Here is a 23,905-nt window from a genome sequence, read left to right as displayed (position 1 = left end):
CCCACGTCTGCGGCTTTTCCCGAACGCAACCGCTCAGAAGGAGACGCCGTGACACGAAAGAACCATCGCCGGACAGCCTGCCTCGGTGCATTGCTGGCCTGCGCCACGGCGTTCGGGGGAGCACTCGCCTCCCCCGCATCCGCCTCCCCCGAATCCGGCTCCTCCCCATCCGGCAAGGCGGCTGTGATCCCCGTCAGCGACTTCCGTGGGGTCAACTGGGCCGACCCGCGGGACAACTACGCCGACGACGCGGTCGTGCCTTCGGGGCTGTCGACCTCCGACAGTTACGCCACCACCTACGCCAAGTCCCAGGCGATAGTCGGCGGGTTCGCCAAGCTGGGGGCCAACACCGTACGGCTGCCGGTAAATCCGACCTCCGTCACCGGCCCGTTCTGGAAGTCGTACAAGGGAGCGATCGACGCCGCCACCGCCAAGGGGTTCAAGGTCATCCTGGGCTACTGGGAGGCCGACAACGCCAAGGACGGCAAGATCGACAACCAGGCCGCCTACGACCAGATGTGGGCGCGGATCACCTCCGCCTACGTGGGCAACTCCCGGGTGTACTTCGAGCCGATGAACGAGCCGTTCGGCTACACCTCCCAGGAGTGGCGCGACATCGCCGCCCGCTGGGTGACGACCCACCGCTCCGTGCCCCGCGACCGGGTCCTCATCGGAGGGGTCAAGTACAGCGAGGACGTCAAGCCCGTGTGCGCCGACAGCCGGCTGGACGGCACCCGGCTGGCCCTGCACAACTACGGCTTCTGGCACACCGACTGGACCAGCGCCGACCAGTGGAAGCAGGACTTCAAGGCGCGCATCGGCGACTGCGCCTCGCGCACCGTCCTGGACGAGTTCGGCGCCACCATGACCTCCGGACTGAACTACAACGGGCCGATCAACGGCTCCAACGAGATCGCCTACATCCAGGCGGCGACCGACACCATCCGTGAACTGGGCCTCGGCTCGGTCTACTGGCCCGGCCTGCGCAACGGAGACACCTACTCCCTCACCACCCTCCAGGGCACGGGCACCGACCTCAGCCTGCGGGTGAACAACCAGAGCGGGCTCGACCGCCTGCACTGGGCCTGGCGCCAGTAACCGGCGGACCCGCAGGAGCGCCCTCGTGTTTGAGCCATGAGGGCGCTCCGGCGCGTGTGCGACGGACGGACAAGCCCTAGGCGTCGTCGGCTTCCGGCTCGTGGAGGGTGATCGTCCCGGAGGGGCAGACCCCGGCGGCCATCCGTGCGGCCGCGCGATGGGCGGTGGGCGGCTCGGCGTGCAGCAGGAGCACGCGGCCGTCGTCGGGATCCTGGTCGAAGACCTCGGGGGCGGTCAGGGCGCACATCCCGGCGCCGATGCAGCGCTCACGGTCGATGTGCAGGCGGGTCGGTGTCATGACCCTTCCTTGTCCCAGGTGACCGGGAGGCTTCGCACCCCGTAGATGTCCGCGGCCTCCGGGCGCAGACCGACCTCCTCGGCCGGTACGGCCAGACGCAGCGTGGGGAAGCGGTCGAGCAGCGCGCGGAACGCGACCCGCATCTCGATACGGGCCAGTTGCTGGCCCAGGCACTGGTGGATGCCGTGGCTGAAGGCCAGGTGCCCGTCGTACGGCCTGCGCACGTCGAGCACATGAGGGTCGGTGAAGCGCTCCGGGTCGCGGTTGGCGGTGTTGTACGACAGGACGACCGTGGTGCCGGCCTCGATGGTCTGGCCGCCCACCTCCACGTCCTCAAGGGCCGTCCGCATGAACGTCTTGGCGACGCTCAGATACCGCAGCAGCTCCTCCACGGCCCCGTCGGTCAGCGCGGGGTCGGCGCGCAGCGCGGCCAGTTGCTCCGGGTGCTGCAGCAACGCGAAGGTGCCGAGGGACAGCATGTTCGCGGTGGTGTCGAACCCGGCCGCCAGCAGGATCAGGCTGATCCCCCGCAGCTCCTCGTCGGTCAGATCGCTGTCGGTGAGTTCGCTGAGCACGTCGTCGGTGGGGTTCGCACGCTTGGCGGCCACCAGCTTCGCGAGGTACTCCTGGGTCGCGGTGTAGGCCGCTATCAGCGCCTCTTCGTCCGTCTCCCCGCCCATGAAGGTGTCGATCTGCTCCTGGAAGGAGCCCCGGTCCTCGTACGGCACCCCCAGCAGCTCGCAGATGACGACGGTGGGGATGGGCTTGGCGAACGCCGTCACCAGGTCCGTCGGCGGCCCGGCCTTCTCCATGGCGTCCAGGCGGTCGGCGGTGATCTGCTCGATGCGCTCGGTGAGCAGTCGCATGCGCCGTACGGTGAACTTGCCCACCAGCGGCTTCCGGTAGCGCCCGTGCTGCGGCTCGTCCATGAGGAGGAACTCGCCGGGCGGCGCCGGAGGAAGCTCGAAGTCGACGACGTTCATGAGCTCCTTGCGCGAGCTGAACCGCGCGTCGGCGAGGACCGACCTGACCAGGTCGTACCCGGTGATCAGCCAGCCGGGTTTGCCGCCGGGGTGCGTTAAACGGCTGATGGGACCGTGCCGAAGGGCGTATGACCACGTCCAGGCCCGGAAATTGATGCAATGACGCTGAAGGTGAAGGCAATATCGCGTTGCAATGAATGACAGCGAAGGCGCAACGGCATGCGGTGCCTGCGGCGCCCACGACGGCTACCGCGTCAGAAACCCCGAGCTGGAGAACTCGACCGACGGCTCCGCCGCGACCAGTCCCTGCTTCCTCCCCGGATACACGGCCACCGTGTCCTTCGTCTCGCCGGCGGACGTCCGCACCACCAGGTCCGCTCGCCCGTCCTCGTCGAAGTCGCCGACCGTCACGACGCGCGTGGTGCCCTGCGCGGGCGGCTCCACGGTCACCATGCCCGCCGCCGCGATTCCTGTCGTACGGCCGCGGAAGACGCGCAACTGCGAGCCGCTGGAGACGAGTTCGCTCCGCCCGTCGCCGTCGAAGTCGGCGGCGTCGAGCACGGAGCCGGGGACGTCGAGGGTTCCGCGTACGGTCGCGGCCGGGAGGTCGTAGCGCAGGAAGGTTCCGTCCATCGTGCCGACCGCCGCGTCCAGGTCGGCCTTGTCCTTGCCGAAGGCGCCGAGAGCCACGTCGATGCCGGCGGGCAGGACGACTCCGGTGCGGGTGGGTCCGCTCGGGCCGCCGAGGACCACCGCTGATGTGCCCGCGCCCTGTGCCGTACGGACCACCAGGTCGTCGTATCCGTCGTGGTCGACGTCGGCTGCGGGGCCCGTGGGGGCGTTGCCGGGGGCCGGGATGGGGGCGGCCGCGGCCTTGGGCTTGCCCTTGCGGCTGAACGGGCCCCGGAGAAAGGTCAGTTGGACGTCCGAGGCGTGGACGACCAGGTCCTGCGCGCCGTCGCCGTCGAAGTCGCCGCACACCGGCTGGTCGGGCCAGTCGTTGCCGGCGCGGGCGGAGGCGGGGATGGTGAGTGTGACCGCCTTGCCGGTGAGGCCGTTCGGGGAGCCGAAGAGGAGTTGGAGGGGGACCGGGGGCCGGCCCTGGCCGTCGTAGGGCGGGTCGGTGGAGACGACCAGGTCGGTGAAGCCGTCGCCGTTCAGGTCGCAGGTCTCCTCCGCGTCGAAGACCGCGGGGAGTTGGCCCTTCGTCGGGGCCGCCTGGCGTTGCGGGCTGAGCAACTGCCGTGCGCCCGCGGCGAGTCCGCGGTCACCGCCGTAGACGATGCCGATGCCCGGGTCGTCGGCGTGGGCCTGGGACTTGACCAGGTCGTTGAGGACGAGGTCGCGGTGGCCGTCGCCGTTGAAGTCGTCGGAGGTCTTGCTGCCCTTGCCGTGCGGGACGGGAAGTCGGGCGGGGGCGTCGGCTATCTGGACGGGGGTGTGCGGGGCCGGTCCGGCGTTGTCGCTGTGCCGGTCGGGACCGCAGGCGGCCAGGGCGAGGACGCCGAGGACGCCGAGGGTGCCGGTCCTGGCCGCCGTACACTTCCCGCTTCTTCGCGCGCGCACCGCTCACCTCGTCAGCACCAGGGGCAACAACTGGGTAATCATGCACGCGTTCGAGGGGGGGGCGACAGTCCCTTTGCCGGGATGGGTGCGGTCGCGGCGCGGCGTCGAACGGCCCCTCGAAATCGATCTCCGCTGTCGTCACGCGCGTGACCTGCCGATCTTTACGAGCGCGACCGTTTTCATCTCCAACCCACGAGGTGTCCGCCAGGTGCGCCCGCCGGACGACTGCCGGTCCGTTTCGGGGAAAGCCTCCGCCTGTCCGGAGCTAGCGGAACTGGTCCCACTTCGGGCTGAGTGCGATTTCCCGCAGCTGCTCGATCGTCAGAGCCGGGGTCGAGCGGATCCCCTCGACGCCCTTGTCGTCCGGTTCCTGGCGGGTGGCGACCTTGGTTCCGTCGGGCAGGGTCTCGGCGTCGGCGCCGTACAGCTCGTCGGCGGCGTCGGACATGTCGCGCTGGACGTCGATCCGGACCGTGCTGTCGAACTGGGCCACATCGTCGTTCTTGGCGTCGCGGACGTCGACGTACGGGTAGTCGTGGCCCTGGTTGGACACCGCGAGGTTCTTGGGGAGGAGCGGAACGAGGGTGCCCAGGACAGCGGCAACGGTCGGCCCCTCGCCCTCGCTCGGCGTGGGTGTCTGCGCCCACCGCTTCCCCTGGTCCTCGACGACGGCGTCGACGACCCGCCGCCACACCCCGGCCGTGACCAGCCTTTTCAACTGGGCACCGGACAGCGGGGGTTCGGCCCTGCTGATCGGAGCGCCGTGCCGGGCGGAGGAGTTCCATTCCCACGCGGAGATGTAATGCCGCTCGGGGTGAGCAGGGCGGCTGACCAGACCTTGGTGTCCGTGCGGCGGTCGTCGGGATACACGTACGTCTTGAGCAGCGTCAGGCGCGACCGGTCGGGCAGTCGAGTGGTGACGCAGTTGTTGAACTCCGACTGGGCCATGGTCGGACAGCCGATGGTCAGCTCGGACTGGGCGCCCGGCTCGAAGTGCTGAAGCCGATGCCGATGGCCGCCGGGCCCTTGCCGTCGTCGTAGACGACCTCCGCCTCGAAGGGACTGGCCGCGGCGTCCAGTCCGTTCGGTTCGGTGACCCTGCCCTTGGGCAGCAGACCTTTGAGCGTGGAGACGAGGTCGGCCCTGGAGGTGGGGTCGGGAGCCGACGTCGCGGAGGAGTGCTGCGGGTCGTCGCCCCAGGGCCCGAGCAGCGCCCCGCCCACCCCGACGAGCGCGATGCCGACAGCGCCGGCCACTACTGCGGCCTGCCGCCGCAGCCGCCGCCCGCGCGCCGTCCCCGCGGTGACGAGCGCGGTCCGGTCGTTGTCGGAACCGGCGCCGACGTCCTGCGGGGCAGGACTGAGCCGCCCTTCGAACTGGTTCTTGTCGTGCTCTTCGGACATGGAGGAACCACCGTTTCTCGAAGCGCAGGCATGTACGTCGCGGCCGTCCACACCAGTCCGACCCACGGCACATGGCACAGGTGGCGTGCTCCTGGCGAGACGCCGGGTCACATCCGTGTGCCGGGACGGGTGGTGGCGTACGGGTGTGATGACCGGGAACATTCCGGCAGACCGCCTCGTTGACCTCAGGTCCGCAGCCACCGCCACCGCCACCGCCACCGCCACCGCGAACCGCGAACCGAGGAGTCCTGTGCCCGACAGTGCGTCCAACGCCACCGTGACCTCGCTCCCGCCGCTCACCACCCAGGCGGAACACCTGATCGAGCTCGGGGTGCACGAGCTCGCGGGGATATCCGCCGACGAGATCCGCACCTTCGCGCGGGACGCCGGCAGCGCAGGCAGCGACGCGCTGCTCGCCGTCCACCCGGACCGCGCCCCCGCGTCCGCCCTCGCCCCGCTGCTCCGGCACGACGGCAAGCCCGGCTTCGTGGTCGTCGACATGCCCGACGTCGACCGTTTCGCGCCCGACGCCGTCGAACTGCCCGACGCCCCCCTCTACGTCGTCACCGGCATCGACCGCGGCGACCGCATGGCCAACTGGAGCCCGGAAGAGGCGCTGCCGGCCCTCACGAAGGAGGACCGCACCCCGCTGCTGCTCACCGAAGGCATCCACTGGGTGCTCCAGCAGCCGCCGATCCTCGAGCGCAACCGCTGCTTCATGACCATCGGCTCCCGGCTGCGCAAGCCGAACGGCGACCTGGACGCCCGTACCCCGGCGATCTGGATCAGCAACGGCACGGGCCGCGACGGCCGCGAGCGGCGCAACGCCCCCAAGGTCGGCTGGTGCTGGTGGGGCAACCGCCACACATGGCTGGGCTTCGCCTCCGCTACGGGTCGCAGGGGCTAGCCAGTAGCTACAGGCGCCGGCGAAACGGCCGCGCTCTCAGCCCTGCGACGGCCGCGCTCTCAGCCCTGCGACGACGTGGTCAGCCACGCGCCGACGCGGGTCAGCGCGGCGGGGCCGGACGTGGCGCCGACGTCCTGGACGAGATCGGCGATCGAGACGGCCCGTAGCGCTTCTCGCCAGGCCGTGTCCGCCCCGGCCATCGCGCGGGCGATCGGGCAGGGTGTGGTGCACGCCTCGGCCGGGGTGGCCAGGGGGCCCCGCTGCCGGATCTCCGTGCAGGTGAAAGCCGGGCCGGGGCCGTCGACCGCTTCGACCACGTCGAGCACCGTGATCGAGGCGGCGTCCCGGGTGAGTACGTAGCCGCCCGCCTTGCCCTGGACCGAGCGCACGAGCCCGGCCCGGGAGAGAGCCTGCAGCTGTTTGGCCAGGTAGCTCGGCGACACGTCGTGCAGCTCCGCCAGCTTGGTCGCCGGGACGGGCTCGTCGACCGACGTGAGCACGACGCAGCAGTGCAGGGCCCACTCGACACCGCCGGACATCTTCACTCGACCACTCTAATCAGGCGCACTCTTCAGGCTTTCCCGGTCCCGCCGCTTGACTCGGACAGGAGGTGTCCGAGTATTGTCTCGGACATAAAGTATCCGAGTTTGGTGGATGTCACGTCCACGCGGTGGTTCATATGCCACATTGCGGATATCCCACCGACGAAAGGCATGTCATGAAGTTCGCGGTCATCGGCGGCACCGGACTCATCGGGTCGCAGGTCGTCAGGGACCTGAACGCCGCCGGGCACGAGGCGGTCCCGCACTCGCAGTCCACCGGAGTCGACGTCATCACCGGCCAAGGGCTGGACGAGGCCGTGGCGGGAGCGGACGTCGTCGTCAACCTGACGAACTCCCCGACGTTCGACGGAACTTCCCCGGCCTTCTTCCAGACCTCGATGGACAACCTCCTGGCCGCGGCCCACAAGGGCGGCGTCGGCCACTTCGTCATCCTTTCGATCGTCGGCGTGGACCAGGTGCCGGAGCTGGACTACTACCGCGCCAAGACGCTCCAGGAGACCGTCCTCGCGGCCGGGCCGATCCCTTACTCCATCGTCCGGGCGACGCAGTTCATGGAGTTCATGGACGCCGTCCTGTCCTGGACCGCCGACGGCGACACCGTCCGCCTGCCCGCCACCCCGATCCAGCCGATCGCCGCCAAGGACGTGGCCCGGGCCGTGACGGAGGCCGCCGTCGGCGCCCCGCTGAACGGCATCCGCGACATCGGCGGCCCCGAGATCTTCCCCCTGGACGAGCTGGGCCGGATCACCCTGTCCCACAAGGGGGACAGCCGTACGGTCGTCACCGACCCCACCGCCGGCATGTTCGCCGCCGTCAAGGGCGACGTCCTCACCGACAAGAACGCTCACCTCGCCCCCACGCGCTACACCGACTGGCTCTCCTGACATGGGCTCAGGGATGGCCGCGCCGGATCCCGACAGCGCGTTCGACGGCGGCTGGATCGTCGATGTCAATCTGCGGCCGTTGTGTGAATCGGTCGCCAGGTTCGCGGGATACGAGTTCGACGACTCGGACTGGCAGGCCATCGAAACCGCCCTGCCGGGGACGGATGTCGAGCGGTCCGACTGGTACGACTACCCGCTGCTGGGCCGGGTGCCGTTGACCCTGTTCGTCGCGGCCGATCCCGGGTCCGGCGTGGTCTTCGTCAGGTTCGCGGGGGAGGTCGACGACCGTACGAAGGCACAGATCGAGGCGGCGCTGTACATCTTCGTGATGTGGGAGGTGGCCTGACGGCGCCGCAGCCGGTCCCCGCTGACCGCCGTCAGCACAGCTCGCGCACCATGAACACGTCCACCGCGTCCTCGGTCTCGACGGTGAACCCGTGCCGCTCGTACAGCCGTTGCGCCGCACTGCCCCGCAGGACGTTCAACCGGACGAGGACACCGCGGCGGTCGCACCGCTCCAGCAGCTCGCGCAGCACTCCCGAGCCGATACCGCTGCCCTGAAGGTGCGGGGCCAGATAGAAGTGCTCCAGCCAGTGGGCGTCCTCGGCCGGCCGCAGCGCCACACAGCCGGCGAACGCCGCGCCCACCTCGATCACCCAGGTGTGGGCCGGATCGAAGCCGTCCCGCAGCCGCTGCCGCACCCGCTGCTCGTCGTACCGCCCGAGCCGTTCCAGATCCGCCCGCAGCACCACGGCACGCAACTCGGCCACCGCCTCGACGTCCGACACCGAGGCCTGCCGAATCCCATAGTCCGCCATGATCACCACGCTAGCGCGCACGACGGTTCCTGCCCGGCCGTACCCCTCCCCTGGGGGATGGAACGGTTGCTACGTTCCGCTGTGTGACCAGGAACGCCGGAGGCCGTGGCGGACGGCGAGCGGCTCAAGGGCTGCCCGGGCAACCCGCCCCAGCCCATGCCGCCACCCCCGCCCCCCAGATGTGGCCCCTCTACGCCGCCGGCTTCACCACCGCCTTCGGTGCGCACGGCATCGCCGCCAACCTCGGCGGGTACTCCGACGACGCCGTGACCTCCCTGCTGGTCCTCGGCGGCCTGCTCGCGCTGTACGACGGTGCCGAGGTCGTGCTCAAGCCGCTCTTCGGCACGCTCGCCGACCGGATCGGGGCGCGTCCGGTGCTGCTCGGCGGCCTCGTCGCGTTCGCGCTGGCCTCCGCCGCGTACGTCGTCGCCGACAGCCCCGGCTGGCTCTGGGCCGCCCGGCTCGGTCAGGGCGCCGCGGCCTCGGCGTTCTCACCGTCCGCGTCCGCGCTGGTCGCCCGGCTGAACCCGGCGGCCAAGCACGGGCGGGCGTTCGGCAGTTACGGCTTCTACAAGTCCATCGGCTACACCCTGGGCCCGCTGCTCGGCGGCGTCCTGGTGTGGGCCGGCGGCCTACGACTGCTGTTCACCGTGCTCGCGGTACTCGGCGCGGCGGTCGCGCTCTGGGCCGCGCTCGCCGTCCCGCACGTCCCCCCGCTGCCCAAGCAGCGGCAGACGGTACTGGACCTGGCCCGGCGCCTGGCCGACCCGGCCTTCGTCCGTCCCACGGCCGCCCTGGCCGGTGCGACCGCCGCCCTCTCCGTCGGCGTCGGTTTCCTGCCGGTCTCCGGCGCCGCCGCCGGGCTCGGCACGGTCGCGACCGGCGCCGCGGTGTCGGTACTGGCGGCCTGCGCGGCCGTCGTACAGCCGAAGGCCGGGCGGGCCCTGGACGACGGCCGCCTCACCGCACGCACCGGCCTCACCGCCGGGCTGCTGATCACGGCGGCGGGACTGGCCTCGGCGATGCTGCCCGGCCTGGCCGGCGTCCTCCTCGCCGCCACGCTGATCGGCGTCGGCACCGGCCTGATCACCCCGCTCGGGTTCGCCGCCCTGGCCGCCTCCACGCCCGCCGAACGGCTCGGCCAGACCATGGGCTCCGCCGAGCTGGGCCGCGAACTCGGCGACGCGGGCGGCCCGCTGCTGGTCGCCGCCGTCGCCTCCCTGGCCACCCTCACCCACGGCTACGCCGCCCTCGCCCTCCTCCTCGCCACCGGCCCCGCCCTCGCCGTGATCTTCCGGAACCGGACTGCCGGATATCAATAACACCGCATCACACATATTCTTAATTTCACCGTCCGGGCCCTGCCGCGGATATTCCAGATAATCACCGTTGACGGATATTCCCCCGAATGCCAGATGTCCTGCACGGCGTGGCGCTCGTTGAGTGGGCGTGACTTGGCGGGAAACACATGCAGATGATGATCATCCGTTCCGCTTGCGGCAGGCGGTTGATCAGACCGCTGCGGAAGGCATCACGCACTGCTCCGATCTGCTCGACGACTTTCTCAGAACCATCAGCCGTATGGAGAGTGAATATCTTCGGGCCGCGATGGAGGGGGAGGGGTTCTAGAAATGCGCACCGACTACGAGGCGGTCGACGAACAGCCTCATTACACGCAACAGCTCGACATGCAGAACCTGTGGCACGTCCCTGATTCGGCGATCTCGTCGTCGGGCGGCTGGGATCTGGATGAAGAGCTCGCCCAGATGCTGAACACGACGCAGGGCCTGACGGTGCCGGGTCTGACGGGGCTGACGGGGCAGGGCCTGGATCCTGCTTCCGCCCCGGCTCCCGCTCCGCCCGCGCCGGACAGCGACAGGCCGCTGCCCCGCCCGGTCCACCGACGGCGGCCTCAGCCCAGCGCTCACGTCCTTCCCAAAAACCCGAAGATCATCACCGTCGCGGTCCTGGTCACACTCATCACCCTGTGTGCGGGCACGATGCTCACCTGGTCCATTTCGTATTCGTACGATCAGCTGCGCTCCATCGCGCTGCTCGTGGTCTCGCCGAAGCTGGCCCATTGGTGGCCCTTGACGGTGTACGGGCCGTGGCTGCTGGCAGGGCTGTCCATTCTGCGGGCAGCCGTTCAGCGCCGAACCGCCCGCCGGTCCTGGGCCGTCATGCTCGTCTCCTCCGGCACGGCGGTGGCATTGTGCATCGGCCAGTCACCGCATTCTCTGCTCGCGATGGTGGTCGTCGGAATTCCGCCGATCACCGCCCTGATCTGCTTTCGCGAGCTCGTCGGCCAGTTCTCGTCGCGGCCCGGCCCCCGGCACGCCGCTGACGCGGTGAACGGTTCCAAGCAGCCGAGGTCGTAACGGCGCAGGGGGTCAGGACTGGTACGGCTGCTGCGACTGCCCGTACTGCTGCTGACCGCCGTGCCCGCCACCGGCGGCGGCCTGCGTCTGGAGCTGCTCCGCCTGCTCCTGGGGCACCTTCTGGTCGGCGCCGCAGAAGGTGCACTGCGTCGCGTACTTCGTCGAGATCGGGAACAGCGGCACGAAGAACAGCGTGAACTTCGTGACGCGCTTCCTGAGCGTGTGCGCGGCGGGGTTCCCGCACTGGCCGCACACCAGCGTGAGTATCGCCAGCTGGTAGAGGTAGCCCTTGGTACCGAAAATGATCACGCTTGGGTCCTTTCCGATTGGTTCCTGCCGTACAGTGCCCGCGGCGGGCGAGGGGGACGCCCCTCGGGGGAGGGCACATGGGTACTGCGCTGGTGTGGATCGTACGGCTGTGCGCGTCGGCGGGGTGGATCGCGACGGCCGTCGCGTGTACGTGGCTGCTGGGGGCGACCGCCATGTCGCGGCCCTGGCACGGGCCCCTCGTCTGGGGCGCCGTCGCCGCGGGATGTGCGGTGGTGCGTGCGATCGCGCTGTGGGTGCTGCGCGACGAGCCCGACGACGACACGTTCACGGGCGACGTCTGGGTCAAGCTCCGCACGGGGGCGGTCTGGCTGCTCGTGACGTTCTCCTCCGCCGTGTTCTTCGTCGCCCTGCTCACCTCCGCCAACGCGGGGGAGAAGCTCGACGCCCTGCGCGACGCGGGTGCCGAGGTCAGCAGCGCGAGGGTCATGGAGCGGCAGTCGACCCGCGAGGAGTCCGACGGCGAAGGCGGCGTGAAGGGGTACGCGTCACGGCTGGTGGTCTCCGTGCCCGGCGGTGCCGAGCGGCTCACCGTGCGCGGTGCCTACACGTACGAGAAGCCGCGCCAGGGAACCGAGATCGACGTCCTGTGGGCCCGGTCCGCGCCGGAGCTCGGCGGTTACGCCAACGAGAGCAAGGACCTGCACGCGCTCGCCGGGAATCGCTGGAGTGCCTTCCAGGACGACGAGTTGGGCACCGGGTCGGTGATCGCCTTCGTCGTCATCGGGCTCATCGGCGCCGTCCTGGGCCTTGTGTTCACCCTCGTGCCCGACGCCGACGACCTCCAGGAACTGGCCTGGTCGGCCCCGCTCCAGACCGTGCGCGCGGTGCTGGCAGGGGCGCTGCTCTGGGGATGGCTTCCCCTGCTGCTGGGGCAGACCCCGAGCGTCCCCCAGATGCTCTGCGTCCTCGGCGCGTTCCTCCTCGTTCTGCTGGGCCACGTCTTCACCTCGGTCCGCAGCATCGGCTGACGTACGACGGCGCCCCCTGCCCGATGTGGACAGGGGGCGCCGGGGCGGCCGTAGCGGCTACTTCACCGGCTCGGGCTCCGGCTCGCTCTCCGTCTCCGCCGTGTCCTCGGGGTCCACCGGCGTCTTGACCGACTCCAGCAGCAGCTGGGCGACGTCCACGACCTGGATGGACTCCTTGGCCTTGCCGTCGTTCTTCTTGCCGTTGACCGAGTCGGTCAGCATGACGAGGCAGAACGGGCAGGCCGTCGAGACGATGTCCGGGTTGACCGAGAGAGCTTCATCGACGCGCTCGTTGTTGATGCGCTTGCCGATCCGCTCCTCCATCCACATCCGCGCACCACCGGCGCCACAGCAGAAGCCGCGCTCCTTGTGGCGGTGCATCTCCTCGTTGCGGATGCCCGGGACGCTGGCGATGATCTCGCGCGGGGGCGTGTAGATCTTGTTGTGGCGGCCCAGGTAGCAGGGGTCGTGGTAGGTGATGATGCCCTCGACCGGGGTCACCGGGACCAGCTTGCCCTCGTCCACCAGGTGCTGGAGCAGCTGGGTGTGGTGGATGACCTCGTAGTCGCCGCCGATCTGCGGGTACTCGTTGCCGATCGTGTTGAGGCAGTGCGGGCAGGTGGCGACGATCTTCTTCGCCGACTTCGGCTTCTTCGACTCGGGCGTGACGTTGCCCTCGTCGTCCATCTCCTCGCCGAACGCCATGTTCAGGGCCATGACGTTCTCCATGCCGAGCTCCTGGAACAGGGGCTCGTTGCCGAGGCGGCGGGCGGAGTCACCGGTGCACTTCTCGTCGCCGCCCATGATCGCGAACTTCACGCCCGCCATGTGCAGCAGCTCGGCGAAGGCCTTGGTGGTCTTCTTCGCCCGGTCCTCCAGGGCGCCGGCACAGCCGACCCAGTACAGGTACTCGACCTCGGTGAGGTCCTCGATGTCCTTGCCGACGACCGGCACCTCGAAGTCGACTTCCTTCAGCCACTCCAGGCGCTGCTTCTTCGCCAGGCCCCAGGGGTTGCCCTTCTTCTCCAGGTTCTTGAGCATCGTGCCCGCCTCGGACGGGAACGCGGACTCGATCATCACCTGGTAGCGGCGCATGTCGACGATGTGGTCGATGTGCTCGATGTCCACCGGGCACTGCTCGACGCAGGCGCCGCAGGTGGTGCAGGACCACAGGACGTCCGGGTCGATGACGCCGTTCTCCTCGACGGTGCCGATCAGGGGGCGCTCGGCCTCCGCGAGGGCGGCCGCGGGGACGTCCTTGAGCTGCTCCTCGGAGGCCTTCTCCTCGCCCTCCATGGTCTTGCCGCCGCCGGCCAGCAGGTACGGCGCCTTGGCGTGCGCGTGGTCGCGCAGCGACATGATCAGGAGCTTGGGGGAGAGCGGCTTGCCGGTGTTCCAGGCGGGGCACTGCGACTGGCAGCGACCGCACTCGGTGCAGGTGGAGAAGTCCAGCAGGCCCTTCCAGGAGAACTGCTCGACCTGGGAGACACCGAAGACGTCGTCCTCGCCGGGGTCGGTGAAGTCGATCGGCTTGCCGCCGGAGGTCATCGGCTGGAGGGCGCCGAGGGCGGTCTCACCCGTCGCGTTGCGCTTGAACCAGATGTTCGGGAAGCCCAGGAAGCGGTGCCAGGCCACACCCATGTTGGTGTTGAGCGAGACCACGATCATCCAGATGAACGAGGTGCTGATCTTCACCATCGCGGTGAAGTAGATCAGGGTCTGGAGGGTGGAGACGCTCAGGCCCTTGAAGGCCAGGACCAGCGGATACGAGGCGAAGTACGCGGCCTCGTAGTGCTCCACGTGGTGGATCGCACCCTCCAGGCCGCGCAGCACGTAGATCGCGAGGCCGATGGTGAGGATGACGTACTCGACGAAGTACGCCTGGCCGGCCTTGGAGCCCGCGAAGCGCGACTTGCGGCCCGCCCGGGACGGCAGGCTCAGCAGGCGGATGACCATCAGGACGGCGATGCCCAGGATGGTCATCACGCCGATGAACTCGATGTACAGCTCGAACGGCAGGAACCCGCCGATGATCGGCAGCGTCCAGTCGGCCTGGAAGAGCTGGCCGAAGGCCTGGGCCAGGGTGGGCGGCAGCGTCAGGAAGCCGACGGCCACGAACCAGTGGGCGAAGCCGACGATGCCCCACCGGTTCATCCGGGTGTGGCCGAGGAACTCCCGCACCAGGGTCACACTGCGCTGGTAGGGGTTGTCGGTCCGGGTGCCGGCGGGCACGGGCTGGCCGAGCTTGAAGTACCGGACGAACTGGCCGATGGCGCGTGCGAGCAGCGCAACGCCGACCACGGTCAGCACCAGCGACACGATGATCGCGGCGAGTTGCATTTCGGGGCTCCTCGGGCCTGCGAGGGGTGGTTCGAGGGGGTGCCTCGACATTACTGAGAGGACATTACTGAGCGGTAACTTATTCAGTCTGTCTGAGACTACCCGCATCCTCTGCCGCACTGTAGCCAGGTGCGGAGTGATGTGAGTCGCTGAGGGTTGCCTTAAGAACCGATCGTGTTATTCATCCCGAAATGGTATATACGGCACTAACCTAGCCCCGTGCTTTACGGGATCGCAGCCGCCACCACCTCGCTACTCCTCGCCGCCTTCCTCGCGGCGCTGCTCCGGCTGCCCGCCCTGCGCCTCGGCATCGTCGACCGTCGGCGCCAGCGGCCGCTGCCGTTGCTCGGCGGTGCCGGGGTCGTGCTCGTGACCTGCCTGGTCGTCGCCGCGGGCGAGTGGACGGGCTTCGCCCCGCTGGGGCCGGAGATCGAGCGGCTGCTGATGGCCGCGGGCGCCGTCGCCGTGCTCGGGCTGGTCGCCGACGTGCGGCGGGTGAAGGCGCGGTTCCTGGTCGGCGGTACGGCCGTGGCGGCGGCCTGCGTGGTGCCGTACGGCGAGACGGGCTTCCTGCTGGGGGTGCCGGCCGTCGGCTGGATCGTCCTCGTCGCCCTCGGTTTCAAGGCGCTCGACCATGCGGACGGGCTGGCCGGCACCGTCGGGGTCGTCACCGCGTTCGGCGTCGGACTGCTGGCGGCGGCCGAGGTGATGGACGAACTGGCCGTGCTGCTGAGCGTGCTGGCCGCCGCCCTGACCGGTTTCCTCATGCACAACTGGCATCCCGCGCGGGTCGGGCTCGGGGCGTGCGGATCCCTGTTCGTCGGGTTCGTGCTGGCGTCGACGGCCGTCATGACCCGTACCGGCCACGATCCGGTGTCGAGCATGGGCGTGCTCTACGCACTCACCGCGCTCGCCACCGCCGACGTCCTCCTGGTGGCGCTGTCCCGTCGGCTGGCCGGGCGGCCGCTGCCGCGGGGCGGCCCCGACCACCTCGCCCATCGCCTGCGCCGGCTCGGCCTCACGCCGCCGGCCGCGACCGTCGTCCTGGGGGTGGCGGCCTTCTCCGGGGTACTCGTCGCCGTTCTCGTGCACATGGGATGGCTTGCCGAGTCGGGGGCGTTCTGGGTGGGGGCGGGCGCCCTCATCGCCGTATTCGGACTCCTGCTCGTCAAGCCCTACGCACCCCGCCGTCACCCCTCTTTCCCCGTGGGGGGTGCCGTTCGGCCGCCCGCTCAGGCCACGTCTACGCAGGTCAGAGCCCAGTTGCGTGTAAGGAACGGATAAGAGTTGAGTGGGGTCGACTCAGCTCTGTTGACCGGGCGGGGGCCGTCATGCACACTTGAGTCCGTTCCACTCAAGTCAGCTGGAGGAATCAACCATGGCACGTGCGGTCGGCATCGACCTGGGCACGACTAACTCCGTCGTCAGCGTTCTGGAGGGCGGCGAGCCCACCGTCATCACCAACGCCGAGGGTGCCAGGACCACGCCGTCCGTCGTCGCCTTCGCGAAGAACGGCGAAGTGCTGGTCGGCGAGGTCGCCAAGCGTCAGGCGGTCACCAACGTGGACCGGACCATCAGGTCCGTGAAGCGCCACATGGGCACCGACTGGAAGACGGAGCTCGACGGGAAGCCCTTCAACCCGCAGCAGATGTCCGCCTTCATCCTGCAGAAGCTGAAGCGGGACGCCGAGTCCTACCTGGGCGAGAAGGTGACCGACGCGGTCATCACCGTCCCGGCGTACTTCAACGACTCCGAGCGCCAGGCGACGAAGGAGGCCGGCGAGATCGCCGGTCTGAACGTCCTGCGTATCGTCAACGAGCCCACCGCGGCCGCGCTCGCCTACGGCCTCGACAAGGACGACCAGACGATCCTCGTCTTCGACCTCGGTGGCGGCACCTTCGACGTGTCCCTGCTGGAGATCGGCGACGGCGTCGTCGAGGTGAAGGCCACCAACGGTGACAACCACCTCGGTGGTGACGACTGGGACCAGCGCGTCGTCGACTACCTGGTGCAGCAGTTCAAGTCCGGTCACGGCGTGGACCTCGCCAAGGACAAGATGGCCCTCCAGCGTCTGCGTGAGGCTGCCGAGAAGGCCAAGATCGAGCTGTCCTCCTCCACCGAGACCTCGATCAACCTGCCCTACATCACCGCCTCCGCCGAGGGCCCGCTGCACCTGGACGAGAAGCTCACCCGGGCTCAGTTCCAGCAGCTGACGGCCGATCTGCTGGAGCGCTGCAAGACCCCGTTCTTCAACGTTATGAAGGACGCCGGCGTCTCCATCAACGAGATCGACCACGTCGTCCTCGTCGGTGGCTCCACCCGTATGCCCGCCGTCGCCGAGCTCGTGCGCGAGCTGACCGGCGGCAAGGATGCCAACAAGGGCGTCAACCCGGACGAGGTCGTCGCCATCGGCGCCGCCCTCCAGGCCGGTGTCCTCAAGGGTGAGGTCAAGGACGTCCTGCTCCTCGACGTGACCCCGCTGTCCCTCGGTATCGAGACCAAGGGCGGCATCATGACCAAGCTCATCGAGCGCAACACCACGATCCCGACCAAGCGGTCCGAGATCTTCACCACGGCCGAGGACAACCAGCCGTCCGTGCAGATCCAGGTCTACCAGGGCGAGCGCGAGATCGCGGCGTACAACAAGAAGCTCGGGATGTTCGAGCTGACCGGTCTGCCGCCGGCCCCGCGCGGTGTCCCGCAGATCGAGGTCGCCTTCGACATCGACGCCAACGGCATCATGCACGTGACCGCCAAGGACCTGGGCACGGGCAAGGAGCAGAAGATGACCGTCACCGGCGGCTCCTCGCTGCCGAAGGACGAGGTCGACCGCATGCGCCAGGAGGCCGAGCAGTACGCGGAGGAGGACCACCGCCGCCGCGAGGCCGCCGAGACCCGCAACCAGGGCGAGCAGCTCGTCTACCAGACGGAGAAGTTCCTCAAGGACAACGAGGACAAGGTCCCCGGCGAGGTCAAGACCGAGGTCGAGGCCGCCGTCGAGGAGCTGAAGACCGCGCTCAAGGGCGAGGACACCGCCGAGATCCGCACCGCCACCGAGAAGGTCGCCGCGGTCTCGCAGAAGGTCGGCCAGGCCATGTACGCCGACGCAGGCGCGCAGGCCGCCGGCGGTCCCGAGGGCGCCACGGCGGGCGGCAAGGCCGCCGACGACGACGTCGTGGACGCCGAGATCGTGGACGACGAGCGCAAGGACGGTGCCGCGTAATGACGGAGGAGACCCCGGGCTTCGAGGAGAAGCCCGACGTCCCCTCCGGCGCGACCCCTGACGACGCCGAGTCGAAGGCCGCCCCTCAGGAGGGGGCGGCCCCGGCCGGGGACGGAGCAGCAGACGTGGGCCTGGTGGCCCAGCTGGACCAGGTGCGTACGGCGCTCGGTGAGCGCACGGCGGACCTCCAGCGGCTCCAGGCCGAGTACCAGAACTACCGCCGCCGCGTCGAGCGTGACCGGATCACGGTCAAGGAGATCGCCATCGCGAACCTCCTGACCGAGCTCCTGCCCGTGCTCGACGACATCGGGCGCGCGCGGGAGCACGGCGAACTCGTCGGCGGATTCAAGTCCGTCGGGGAGTCGCTGGAGACCGTCGCGGCGAAGCTGGGCCTGCAGCAGTTCGGCAAGGAGGGCGAGCCCTTCGACCCGACGATCCACGAGGCCCTGATGCACAGTTACGCGCCGGACGTCACCGAGACGACCTGCGTCGCGATCCTCCAGCCGGGGTATCGCATCGGCGAGCGCACCATCCGCCCCGCGCGGGTGGCCGTCGCCGAGCCCCAGCCGGGCGCGCAGACGGTCAAGGCCGACGAGGCGACCGAGGCGGGCGACGACAAGGAGAGCGGTGGCCCGGACGAGGGCTGACGTTGAATTGACGAGGGACTACGGGAAGGGGGTACGTCGAGGATGAGCACCAAGGACTTCATCGAGAAGGACTTCTACAAGGTCCTCGGCGTCCCCAAGGACGCCACCGAAGCCGAGATCAAGAAGGCGTACCGCAAGCTCGCTCGCGAGTACCACCCGGACGCCAACAAGGGCAACACCAAGGCGGAGGAGCGCTTCAAGGAGATCTCCGAGGCGAACGACATCCTCGGTGACCCCAAGAAGCGCAAGGAGTACGACGAGGCACGCGCCCTCTTCGGCAACGGCGGCTTCCGCCCGGGGCCGGGCGGCGCGGGCGGCTCCTTCAACTTCGACCTGGGCGACCTCTTCGGAGGCGGCGCCCAGGGCGGGCAAGGGGGAGCCGGCGGCTTCGGCGGCGGACTCGGTGACGTCTTCGGGGGCCTGTTCAACCGCGGTGGCACGGGTACGACCCGTACCCAGCCCCGGCGCGGCCAGGACATCGACACCGAGGTCAGCCTCAGTTTCACCGAGGCGATCGAGGGCGCGACGGTCCCGCTGCGGATGTCCTCGCAGTCTCCCTGCAAGGCCTGCGCCGGCACCGGCGACAAGAACGGCACACCGCGGGTGTGCCCGACCTGCGTCGGCACCGGCCAGGTGGCGCGGGGTTCCGGTGGCGGCTTCTCCCTCACCGACCCCTGCCCGGACTGCAAGGGGCGCGGCCTGATGGCCGAGCACCCCTGCCTGGAGTGCAAGGGCAGCGGCCGGGCGAAGTCGTCCCGGACCATGCAGGTCCGCATCCCGGCCGGGGTCTTTGACGGCCAGCGCATCCGTCTGCGCGGCAAGGGCGCACCCGGTGAGCGCGGCGGGCCGTCCGGCGACCTGTACGTCACCGTGCACGTCGCCGCGCACCCGGTGTTCGGCCGCAAGGACGACAACCTCACGGTGACCGTCCCCGTGACCTTCACGGAGGCGGCCCTCGGCGGCGAGGTCAGGGTCCCCACCCTGGGCGGACCGCCGGTCACCCTGAAACTGCCGCCCGGCACGCCCAACGGCCGCACCATGCGGGCGCGGGGCAAGGGCGCGGTCCGCAAGGACGGCACCCGTGGCGACCTCCTGGTCACCGTCGAGGTGAGTGTCCCGAAGGACCTTTCGGGGAAGGCTCGTGACGCGCTTGAGGCGTATCGCGAGGCGACCGCGGGCGAGGACCCGCGGGCGGAGCTGTTCGAGGCCGCGAAGGGAGCATGAGTTCAGATGGACGGTCGTCGACGCAACCCGTATGAACTGACCGAGGAGACCCCGGTCTACGTCATCTCGGTGGCGGCCCAGCTCTCCGGCCTGCACCCGCAGACGCTGCGCCAGTACGACCGTCTGGGACTGGTGTCTCCGGACCGCACGGCAGGACGGGGCCGGCGCTACTCGGCCCGCGACATCGAACTGCTGCGCACTGTCCAGCAGTTGTCGCAGGACGAGGGCATCAACCTGGCCGGTATCAAGCGGATCATCGAACTGGAGAACCAGGTCGCCGCGCTCCAGTCCCGGGTCGCCGAACTGCAGTCGGCCCTGGACGGCGCGGCGGCGGCGATGCAGCAGCGCGAGGCGGCGGTGCACGCGTCGTACCGCCGGGACCTGGTGCCGTACCAGGAAGTGCAGCAGACCAGCGCGTTGGTGGTGTGGCGGCCCAAGCGGCAGCAGACCTCTGACTGATGGGGACGTCAAAGGCCCTGGGCCCGCAGGTTCCTCTTGGAACCTGCGGGCCCAGGGCCTTTTGGCTCCGCCGACCTTTGACCTCAAGGTTGGTTGAGGTCCTAATGTCACTCGCATGATTCTCGTGACCGGGGCCACCGGAAACATAGGCAGCGCCCTCGTGAAGGAACTCCGGGGGATCGACGCCGGACCGCTGGGAGGGCTCACCCGGGATGCCGCGCGGGCCGTGTTCCCGGAAGGAGTCGAGGCGGTCGAGGGTGACCTCGTCCGGCCGTCCTCACTGAAGCCTGCGCTGGAGGGGGTGCGCTCCCTGTTCCTCGTGTCGCGACTCGGCCCGGACGCCGAGATCCTCGAAGCCGCCCGGGCGGCGGGCGTGGAGCATGTGGTGCTGGTCTCGTCCATCACCGTACAGACGCATCCGCACCTGGGCCCGGCCGCGGAGAACCTGGCCGTCGAGCGTCTGCTCAAGGGCAGCGGCATGGCGTGGACGATCCTGCGGCCGACGCAGTTCGCCTCGAACGCCCTGTGGTGGGCCGAGGCGATCCGTGACCACGGAGCGGTCCGTACGCCCTATGCGGACATCGGGTTGCCCACGATCCACCCCGCGGACATCGCGGCGGTGGCACGGGTGGCGCTGACCGAGTCCGGCCATCGAGGGCGGACGTACGCGCTGACCGGCCCGCAGCGGATCACCGCCCGGCAGCAGGTGGAAGCCCTCGCGGACGTGCTGGGCCGGGACGTGGCGCTCGCCGAGATCAGCCGGGAGGAGGCCCACCGTGACCTGGCCGCCCTCCTGGGCGACGAGACCGCCGACGCGATGCTCGATGTGACGGGCGGTGCCGTCAACGCCGAACTGCTCATGGTGCGCGACACCGTTTCCCGAATCGCCGGTGCCCCGGCCAGGACGTTCCGCCAATGGGTGTCGGAGCACGCCACCGCCTTCAGCTGAGCCGGTCGAGGAGATCTCTCAGGAGTACCCTCTCAGCTGTGCGGGTTTGCGTGTGATGTCGGGTCACCAGGACGTGTACCTGGAGAAGACGGCCGGTTGCCTGCCAGTCCTCGGCGAGAGCACCCTCATTGCGCATCATCGCGTGAGCGAAGGTAGCGCCAGCCGAAATAGAGCACTCCCAGTGCTCCACCGACTGCACCAGCCCCGCACAGGACGATTGCCCATGAGGCCATGTCCTGTGTGATCCACAGCAGGCTCACTACGACCAGCGCTATGGAGAATGAGAGTCGCTCTCCATAGCCCAGGCCGCGGCGACCGGTCAGTCCCCGGTGGCTGTGCATGTGTACGTCACGCCCTTCATTTTGATGTCCGTCCACCCTGCCCTCGTGTTCAGGGGGGCGACATCAGTGCCACCACCGCCACCACTGTCCTTCTTCCGGCAGTAGTAACCGAGCGCATCAAGCTTCTTGAGATCGCTCATTGCCTGATATTTCTTGTAGGACTTGATCATGGCGGCTCGTTTTTCCGCAGGCGTGGCGTTCTTCGCCTTCGTGTACAGATAGCACCCGACGCTGGCGCCGATTCCTACCCACGACGCCCCCTTGGCCAGCGCCTTGGAGAGGGCTGCCGCGCCACTGCCGATCCCCAGGACTGCGCAGATCTCGTCAGCTCCGGCGCGAACTTGCCCTGCTGTTGCGGCCTGCGCGACGGTTGCGGTCCTGGCGTCCTCCGTCGAATCCGCATACGCGGCGTCGGCGCCGATGCCGCACATTGCGCCGGTCATGGCGAAGGCGATCGCGGCAGAAATTCCCTTGCTTCGTATACTCACGAAGTCAATCCCCCATGCATTCTGCAATTGCTGGTCAGGCAATTGCTTGATCATTGTGCCGGGGACGCTACCAGCGGTAACATGCCTACGCAATGGCGAACTTTGCTCGCGGGAGGTCTCCTTAACGTTTTCTTGCCGAGGCCTCACTTTGCATACTGAACTTCCCCTCGTCATCGGCGAGTTGCTCACGCGACACCGGTCAGAGGCGGGAGTTGTCGACGGGGCCGGCCTTGAGGGTGTCCAGGAGTGCGGCGAGGCCTTCGGGGGCCGTGGCCAGGATGACGTCCGGGGTGTCGCTCTCGCGGAGGCGGATCGTTCCGTCGGGGGCGGTGGCCACGTGGAGGCACTCGCCCTGCGGGCCGCCGCTGAACGATGACTTCTGCCAGGTGAGCTGTTCAGGCATCCGGGGCTCCTCAAAGGGTGTAGAGCAGATGCTGGATGAGGGCCAGCGAGTCCTTCACGGAGTGTGCTTCCGGGGCCAACGATACGTCGACGGGGGCGAGGGCGTACTTGGTGAGACTGGCGAACACCGCCCCGTACTGGTCCAGGCTTTCGCGGTCGCCCAAGTAGTCGAAGCTGCCGAAATGTTCGAGCACGACAGTGCCCAGTTCGGCGACAGTGGGGATGACATGTACGAAGTTGCCGGAGAGGGCCGGGTGAGCCCGCGAGGTGAACGGGTAGATCTGCACAGTGACGTTGGGCATTCGGGCCAGCTCGATGAGGCGCAGCAGCTGACCGCGAAGGACCTCGGTGCCGCCGAACCGCATGTGCAGCGCCGACTCGTGGATCACGGCATGTACGGCGGGCGGGTTCTCACGGGTGAGCACCTGCTGTCGTTCCATGCGGAACTTCAGGGCGTCCTCGATCTGTTCGAAGCCCAAGCCGGGGCTGGTGAAAATCGATCGCGCGTAGTCCTCGGTCTGGAACAGGCCAGGGATCAGCAGGGACTGGTGCATCCGTAGCTGCGCGGCGCCGGCCTCCAACTCCGCCATGTTCAGAGGCCCCTGTTCCATGGGCTTCCGGTAGGCGGTCCACCAGCCCTTGCCAGTGGCCTCGGACATGGAGACCAGGGCCTCGACGTACGTCTCATCTTTGCATGCGTAGAGGCGGCAGAGCTCGCGGAGCCGTTCCGTCAGGATCGTTGTCTTCGCCGTCTCGATCTGGCTCAGTTGGGCCCTGCCCATACCGATCCGCTCGGCGGCCTCACCTGCACTCAAACCTGCCCTTTCGCGCAGTTGTTTGAGCTCGTAGCCCAGTCGGCGATGGCGTTCGGTGATGGTGGTGCGCAGTCCCACGGGTATCTCCTCCTCCGGTCGCTCAAAGTCTCCCCGGGTCGGGGTAGTTCGTCCATCGATCTGAGCAATCGGCTTGAATATTTTAAACCTCTGTCGCTACCTTGAGTGAGGCGCCGATAACGCATCGGGGTCGCTCAACTCCCCCTGCCCGCAAGCGAAAGTGCACCCGAACCGGCAGCCGGCCGGGACCGGGCGGAGCCATCGCGGGGCGCCCCCTCATCCGGACCTGACAGGAGCCACCACCTATGGACGCCTCCCGCCATGCCCCGCACCGCCCCGCCCAACACGCGTACGACTACAGCCTGTTCGCCCCGGCCGACGTCACCGCGCCGCGCCTCTGCCGCGACTTCGTACGCGCCGTCCTGTTCACCCACGACCGCGAGGACCTCGTCATGCCCGCCGCCCTGTGCACCTCGGAACTCGTCACCAACGTCCACCTGCACACCAAGGGCACCGCCATGCTCCGCATCCGACTGACCCCGGCCCGCTTCAGGGTCAGCGTGTTCGACGAGAGCCCCGACCCGCCGGTCGTCGCTCACCCGGCCCCGGCAGGCAGGGTCGTGGCCTGTTGGGGGAGGGGACTCGCGCTCGTGCAGGAGATGGCGGACCTGTGGGGTGTCGCGGACGAGCGGGCGGGGCGGTTCGCGAAGGGGGTGTGGTTCGAGCTGGGCGGCGGGAGCGGCGGATCGTTCCGGCTTCACTCGAACGGGTGAACCAGGGATATCTGTCCTGGTCAGCAGCAA

The 23,905-nt window shown here is 69.1% G+C and carries 25 protein-coding genes and 1 pseudogene; 14 read left to right on the top strand and 12 right to left on the bottom strand.

Annotation, left to right across the window (positions count from 1 at the left end):
- The first annotated feature begins 48 nt into the window (after positions 1-48).
- A complete protein-coding gene (locus QQM39_RS20765) occupies positions 49-1,098 on the top strand; it encodes a glycoside hydrolase family 5 protein (RefSeq protein ID WP_301998697.1) in 1,050 nt (349 codons plus the stop codon).
- Positions 1,099-1,174: 76 nt separating this feature from the next.
- Here QQM39_RS20765 and QQM39_RS20760 read toward each other — a convergent pair whose 3' ends face one another.
- From QQM39_RS20760 to QQM39_RS20740, 5 genes and pseudogenes are all read right to left on the bottom strand, one after another.
- A complete protein-coding gene (locus QQM39_RS20760; RefSeq protein WP_301998695.1) occupies positions 1,175-1,396 on the bottom strand; it encodes a ferredoxin in 222 nt (73 codons plus the stop codon).
- Positions 1,393-2,499, bottom strand: a pseudogene (locus QQM39_RS20755) (cytochrome P450); the annotation flags it as partial. The pseudogene QQM39_RS20755 and the gene QQM39_RS20760, both read right to left, overlap by 4 nt.
- A 126-nt stretch (positions 2,500-2,625) precedes the next feature.
- Positions 2,626-3,945 (bottom strand): VCBS repeat-containing protein, encoded by a 1,320-nt coding sequence (locus QQM39_RS20750; protein WP_301998694.1) that lies wholly within the window; start codon positions 3,943-3,945, stop codon positions 2,626-2,628.
- 265 nt (positions 3,946-4,210) lie between these two features.
- Complete coding sequence (locus QQM39_RS20745; protein WP_301998692.1) at positions 4,211-4,663, bottom strand: hypothetical protein; 453 nt, start codon at positions 4,661-4,663, stop codon at positions 4,211-4,213.
- 247 nt (positions 4,664-4,910) lie between these two features.
- A complete protein-coding gene (locus tag QQM39_RS20740; protein WP_301998690.1) occupies positions 4,911-5,348 on the bottom strand; it encodes a hypothetical protein in 438 nt (145 codons plus the stop codon).
- A gap of 250 nt (positions 5,349-5,598) precedes the next feature.
- Between QQM39_RS20740 and QQM39_RS20735 the strand changes: the two genes are divergently transcribed.
- Positions 5,599-6,255 carry a DUF5701 family protein gene (locus QQM39_RS20735; RefSeq protein WP_301998688.1) on the top strand — a complete coding sequence of 219 codons (657 nt, stop codon included), beginning with the start codon at positions 5,599-5,601 and terminating at the stop codon, positions 6,253-6,255.
- A gap of 59 nt (positions 6,256-6,314) precedes the next feature.
- Here QQM39_RS20735 and QQM39_RS20730 read toward each other — a convergent pair whose 3' ends face one another.
- Positions 6,315-6,794, bottom strand: a complete 480-nt coding sequence (locus QQM39_RS20730; RefSeq protein ID WP_302003655.1) for an Rrf2 family transcriptional regulator — start codon at positions 6,792-6,794, stop codon at positions 6,315-6,317.
- A gap of 179 nt (positions 6,795-6,973) precedes the next feature.
- On the opposite strand from QQM39_RS20730, the gene QQM39_RS20725 reads away from it, so the two are divergent.
- Positions 6,974-7,702: an SDR family oxidoreductase gene (locus QQM39_RS20725; RefSeq protein WP_301998686.1), complete on the top strand. Its 729-nt coding sequence runs from the start codon at positions 6,974-6,976 to the stop codon at positions 7,700-7,702.
- 13 nt (positions 7,703-7,715) lie between these two features.
- Positions 7,716-8,048, top strand: coding sequence for a hypothetical protein (locus tag QQM39_RS20720; RefSeq protein ID WP_301998684.1), 333 nt, complete (start codon positions 7,716-7,718; stop codon positions 8,046-8,048).
- A gap of 31 nt (positions 8,049-8,079) precedes the next feature.
- Here the strand turns inward: QQM39_RS20720 and QQM39_RS20715 are convergent, their stop codons facing one another.
- Positions 8,080-8,520 carry a GNAT family N-acetyltransferase gene (locus tag QQM39_RS20715; RefSeq protein WP_301998683.1) on the bottom strand — a complete coding sequence of 147 codons (441 nt, stop codon included), beginning with the start codon at positions 8,518-8,520 and terminating at the stop codon, positions 8,080-8,082.
- Between the two features lie 179 nt (positions 8,521-8,699).
- On the opposite strand from QQM39_RS20715, the gene QQM39_RS20710 reads away from it, so the two are divergent.
- Both QQM39_RS20710 and QQM39_RS20705 read left to right on the top strand, forming a co-directional pair.
- Positions 8,700-9,842 (top strand): MFS transporter, encoded by a 1,143-nt coding sequence (locus QQM39_RS20710; protein WP_302003654.1) that lies wholly within the window; start codon positions 8,700-8,702, stop codon positions 9,840-9,842.
- A gap of 309 nt (positions 9,843-10,151) precedes the next feature.
- On the top strand, positions 10,152-10,898 hold the full coding sequence (locus QQM39_RS20705) for a DUF2637 domain-containing protein (RefSeq protein WP_301998682.1): 747 nt from the start codon (positions 10,152-10,154) through the stop codon (positions 10,896-10,898).
- Positions 10,899-10,910: 12 nt separating this feature from the next.
- Here the strand turns inward: QQM39_RS20705 and QQM39_RS20700 are convergent, their stop codons facing one another.
- Positions 10,911-11,207, bottom strand: coding sequence for a zinc-ribbon domain-containing protein (locus tag QQM39_RS20700; protein WP_301998681.1), 297 nt, complete (start codon positions 11,205-11,207; stop codon positions 10,911-10,913).
- A 77-nt stretch (positions 11,208-11,284) separates the two neighbouring features.
- Here QQM39_RS20700 and QQM39_RS20695 point away from each other — a divergent pair, with 77 nt between their 5' ends.
- On the top strand, positions 11,285-12,196 hold the full coding sequence (locus tag QQM39_RS20695) for a hypothetical protein (protein WP_301998679.1): 912 nt from the start codon (positions 11,285-11,287) through the stop codon (positions 12,194-12,196).
- A 57-nt stretch (positions 12,197-12,253) separates the two neighbouring features.
- Here QQM39_RS20695 and QQM39_RS20690 read toward each other — a convergent pair whose 3' ends face one another.
- Positions 12,254-14,536, bottom strand: a complete 2,283-nt coding sequence (locus QQM39_RS20690; RefSeq protein WP_301998678.1) for a heterodisulfide reductase-related iron-sulfur binding cluster — start codon at positions 14,534-14,536, stop codon at positions 12,254-12,256.
- Positions 14,537-14,755: 219 nt separating this feature from the next.
- Between QQM39_RS20690 and QQM39_RS20685 the strand changes: the two genes are divergently transcribed.
- From QQM39_RS20685 to QQM39_RS20660, 6 genes are all read left to right on the top strand, one after another.
- The gene (locus tag QQM39_RS20685) at positions 14,756-15,820 is read left to right on the top strand and encodes an MraY family glycosyltransferase (protein ID WP_301998676.1); all 1,065 of its coding nucleotides are present in this window, start codon (positions 14,756-14,758) and stop codon (positions 15,818-15,820) included.
- 94 nt (positions 15,821-15,914) lie between these two features.
- Positions 15,915-17,759, top strand: a complete 1,845-nt coding sequence (dnaK, locus tag QQM39_RS20680) for a molecular chaperone DnaK (protein WP_301998674.1) — start codon at positions 15,915-15,917, stop codon at positions 17,757-17,759.
- Positions 17,759-18,406 (top strand): nucleotide exchange factor GrpE, encoded by a 648-nt coding sequence (gene grpE / locus QQM39_RS20675; RefSeq protein ID WP_301998672.1) that lies wholly within the window; start codon positions 17,759-17,761, stop codon positions 18,404-18,406. The genes dnaK and grpE overlap by 1 nt, the downstream gene beginning before the upstream one ends.
- A 42-nt stretch (positions 18,407-18,448) precedes the next feature.
- On the top strand, positions 18,449-19,630 hold the full coding sequence (gene dnaJ, locus QQM39_RS20670; RefSeq protein ID WP_301998671.1) for a molecular chaperone DnaJ: 1,182 nt from the start codon (positions 18,449-18,451) through the stop codon (positions 19,628-19,630).
- A gap of 6 nt (positions 19,631-19,636) precedes the next feature.
- Positions 19,637-20,089 carry a helix-turn-helix domain-containing protein gene (locus QQM39_RS20665; protein WP_301998669.1) on the top strand — a complete coding sequence of 151 codons (453 nt, stop codon included), beginning with the start codon at positions 19,637-19,639 and terminating at the stop codon, positions 20,087-20,089.
- Positions 20,090-20,204: 115 nt separating this feature from the next.
- On the top strand, positions 20,205-21,038 hold the full coding sequence (locus QQM39_RS20660) for an NAD(P)H-binding protein (protein ID WP_301998667.1): 834 nt from the start codon (positions 20,205-20,207) through the stop codon (positions 21,036-21,038).
- Positions 21,039-21,357: 319 nt separating this feature from the next.
- Here the strand turns inward: QQM39_RS20660 and QQM39_RS20655 are convergent, their stop codons facing one another.
- The 3 genes from QQM39_RS20655 to QQM39_RS20645 form a co-directional block, all read right to left on the bottom strand.
- Complete coding sequence (locus QQM39_RS20655) at positions 21,358-21,921, bottom strand: hypothetical protein (protein WP_301998665.1); 564 nt, start codon at positions 21,919-21,921, stop codon at positions 21,358-21,360.
- A gap of 145 nt (positions 21,922-22,066) precedes the next feature.
- On the bottom strand, positions 22,067-22,270 hold the full coding sequence (locus QQM39_RS20650) for a DUF397 domain-containing protein (RefSeq protein WP_301998663.1): 204 nt from the start codon (positions 22,268-22,270) through the stop codon (positions 22,067-22,069).
- A 10-nt stretch (positions 22,271-22,280) separates the two neighbouring features.
- The gene (locus tag QQM39_RS20645; RefSeq protein WP_301998661.1) at positions 22,281-23,162 is read right to left on the bottom strand and encodes a helix-turn-helix transcriptional regulator; all 882 of its coding nucleotides are present in this window, start codon (positions 23,160-23,162) and stop codon (positions 22,281-22,283) included.
- A 245-nt stretch (positions 23,163-23,407) separates the two neighbouring features.
- On the opposite strand from QQM39_RS20645, the gene QQM39_RS20640 reads away from it, so the two are divergent.
- Positions 23,408-23,875, top strand: a complete 468-nt coding sequence (locus QQM39_RS20640; protein WP_301998659.1) for an ATP-binding protein — start codon at positions 23,408-23,410, stop codon at positions 23,873-23,875.
- Positions 23,876-23,905 lie beyond the last annotated feature (30 nt).

Source organism: Streptomyces sp. DT2A-34, from assembly GCF_030499515.1.
Classification (GTDB): Bacteria; Actinomycetota; Actinomycetes; order Streptomycetales; family Streptomycetaceae; genus Streptomyces.
This window is presented reverse-complemented; position numbering and strand designations above follow the sequence as displayed.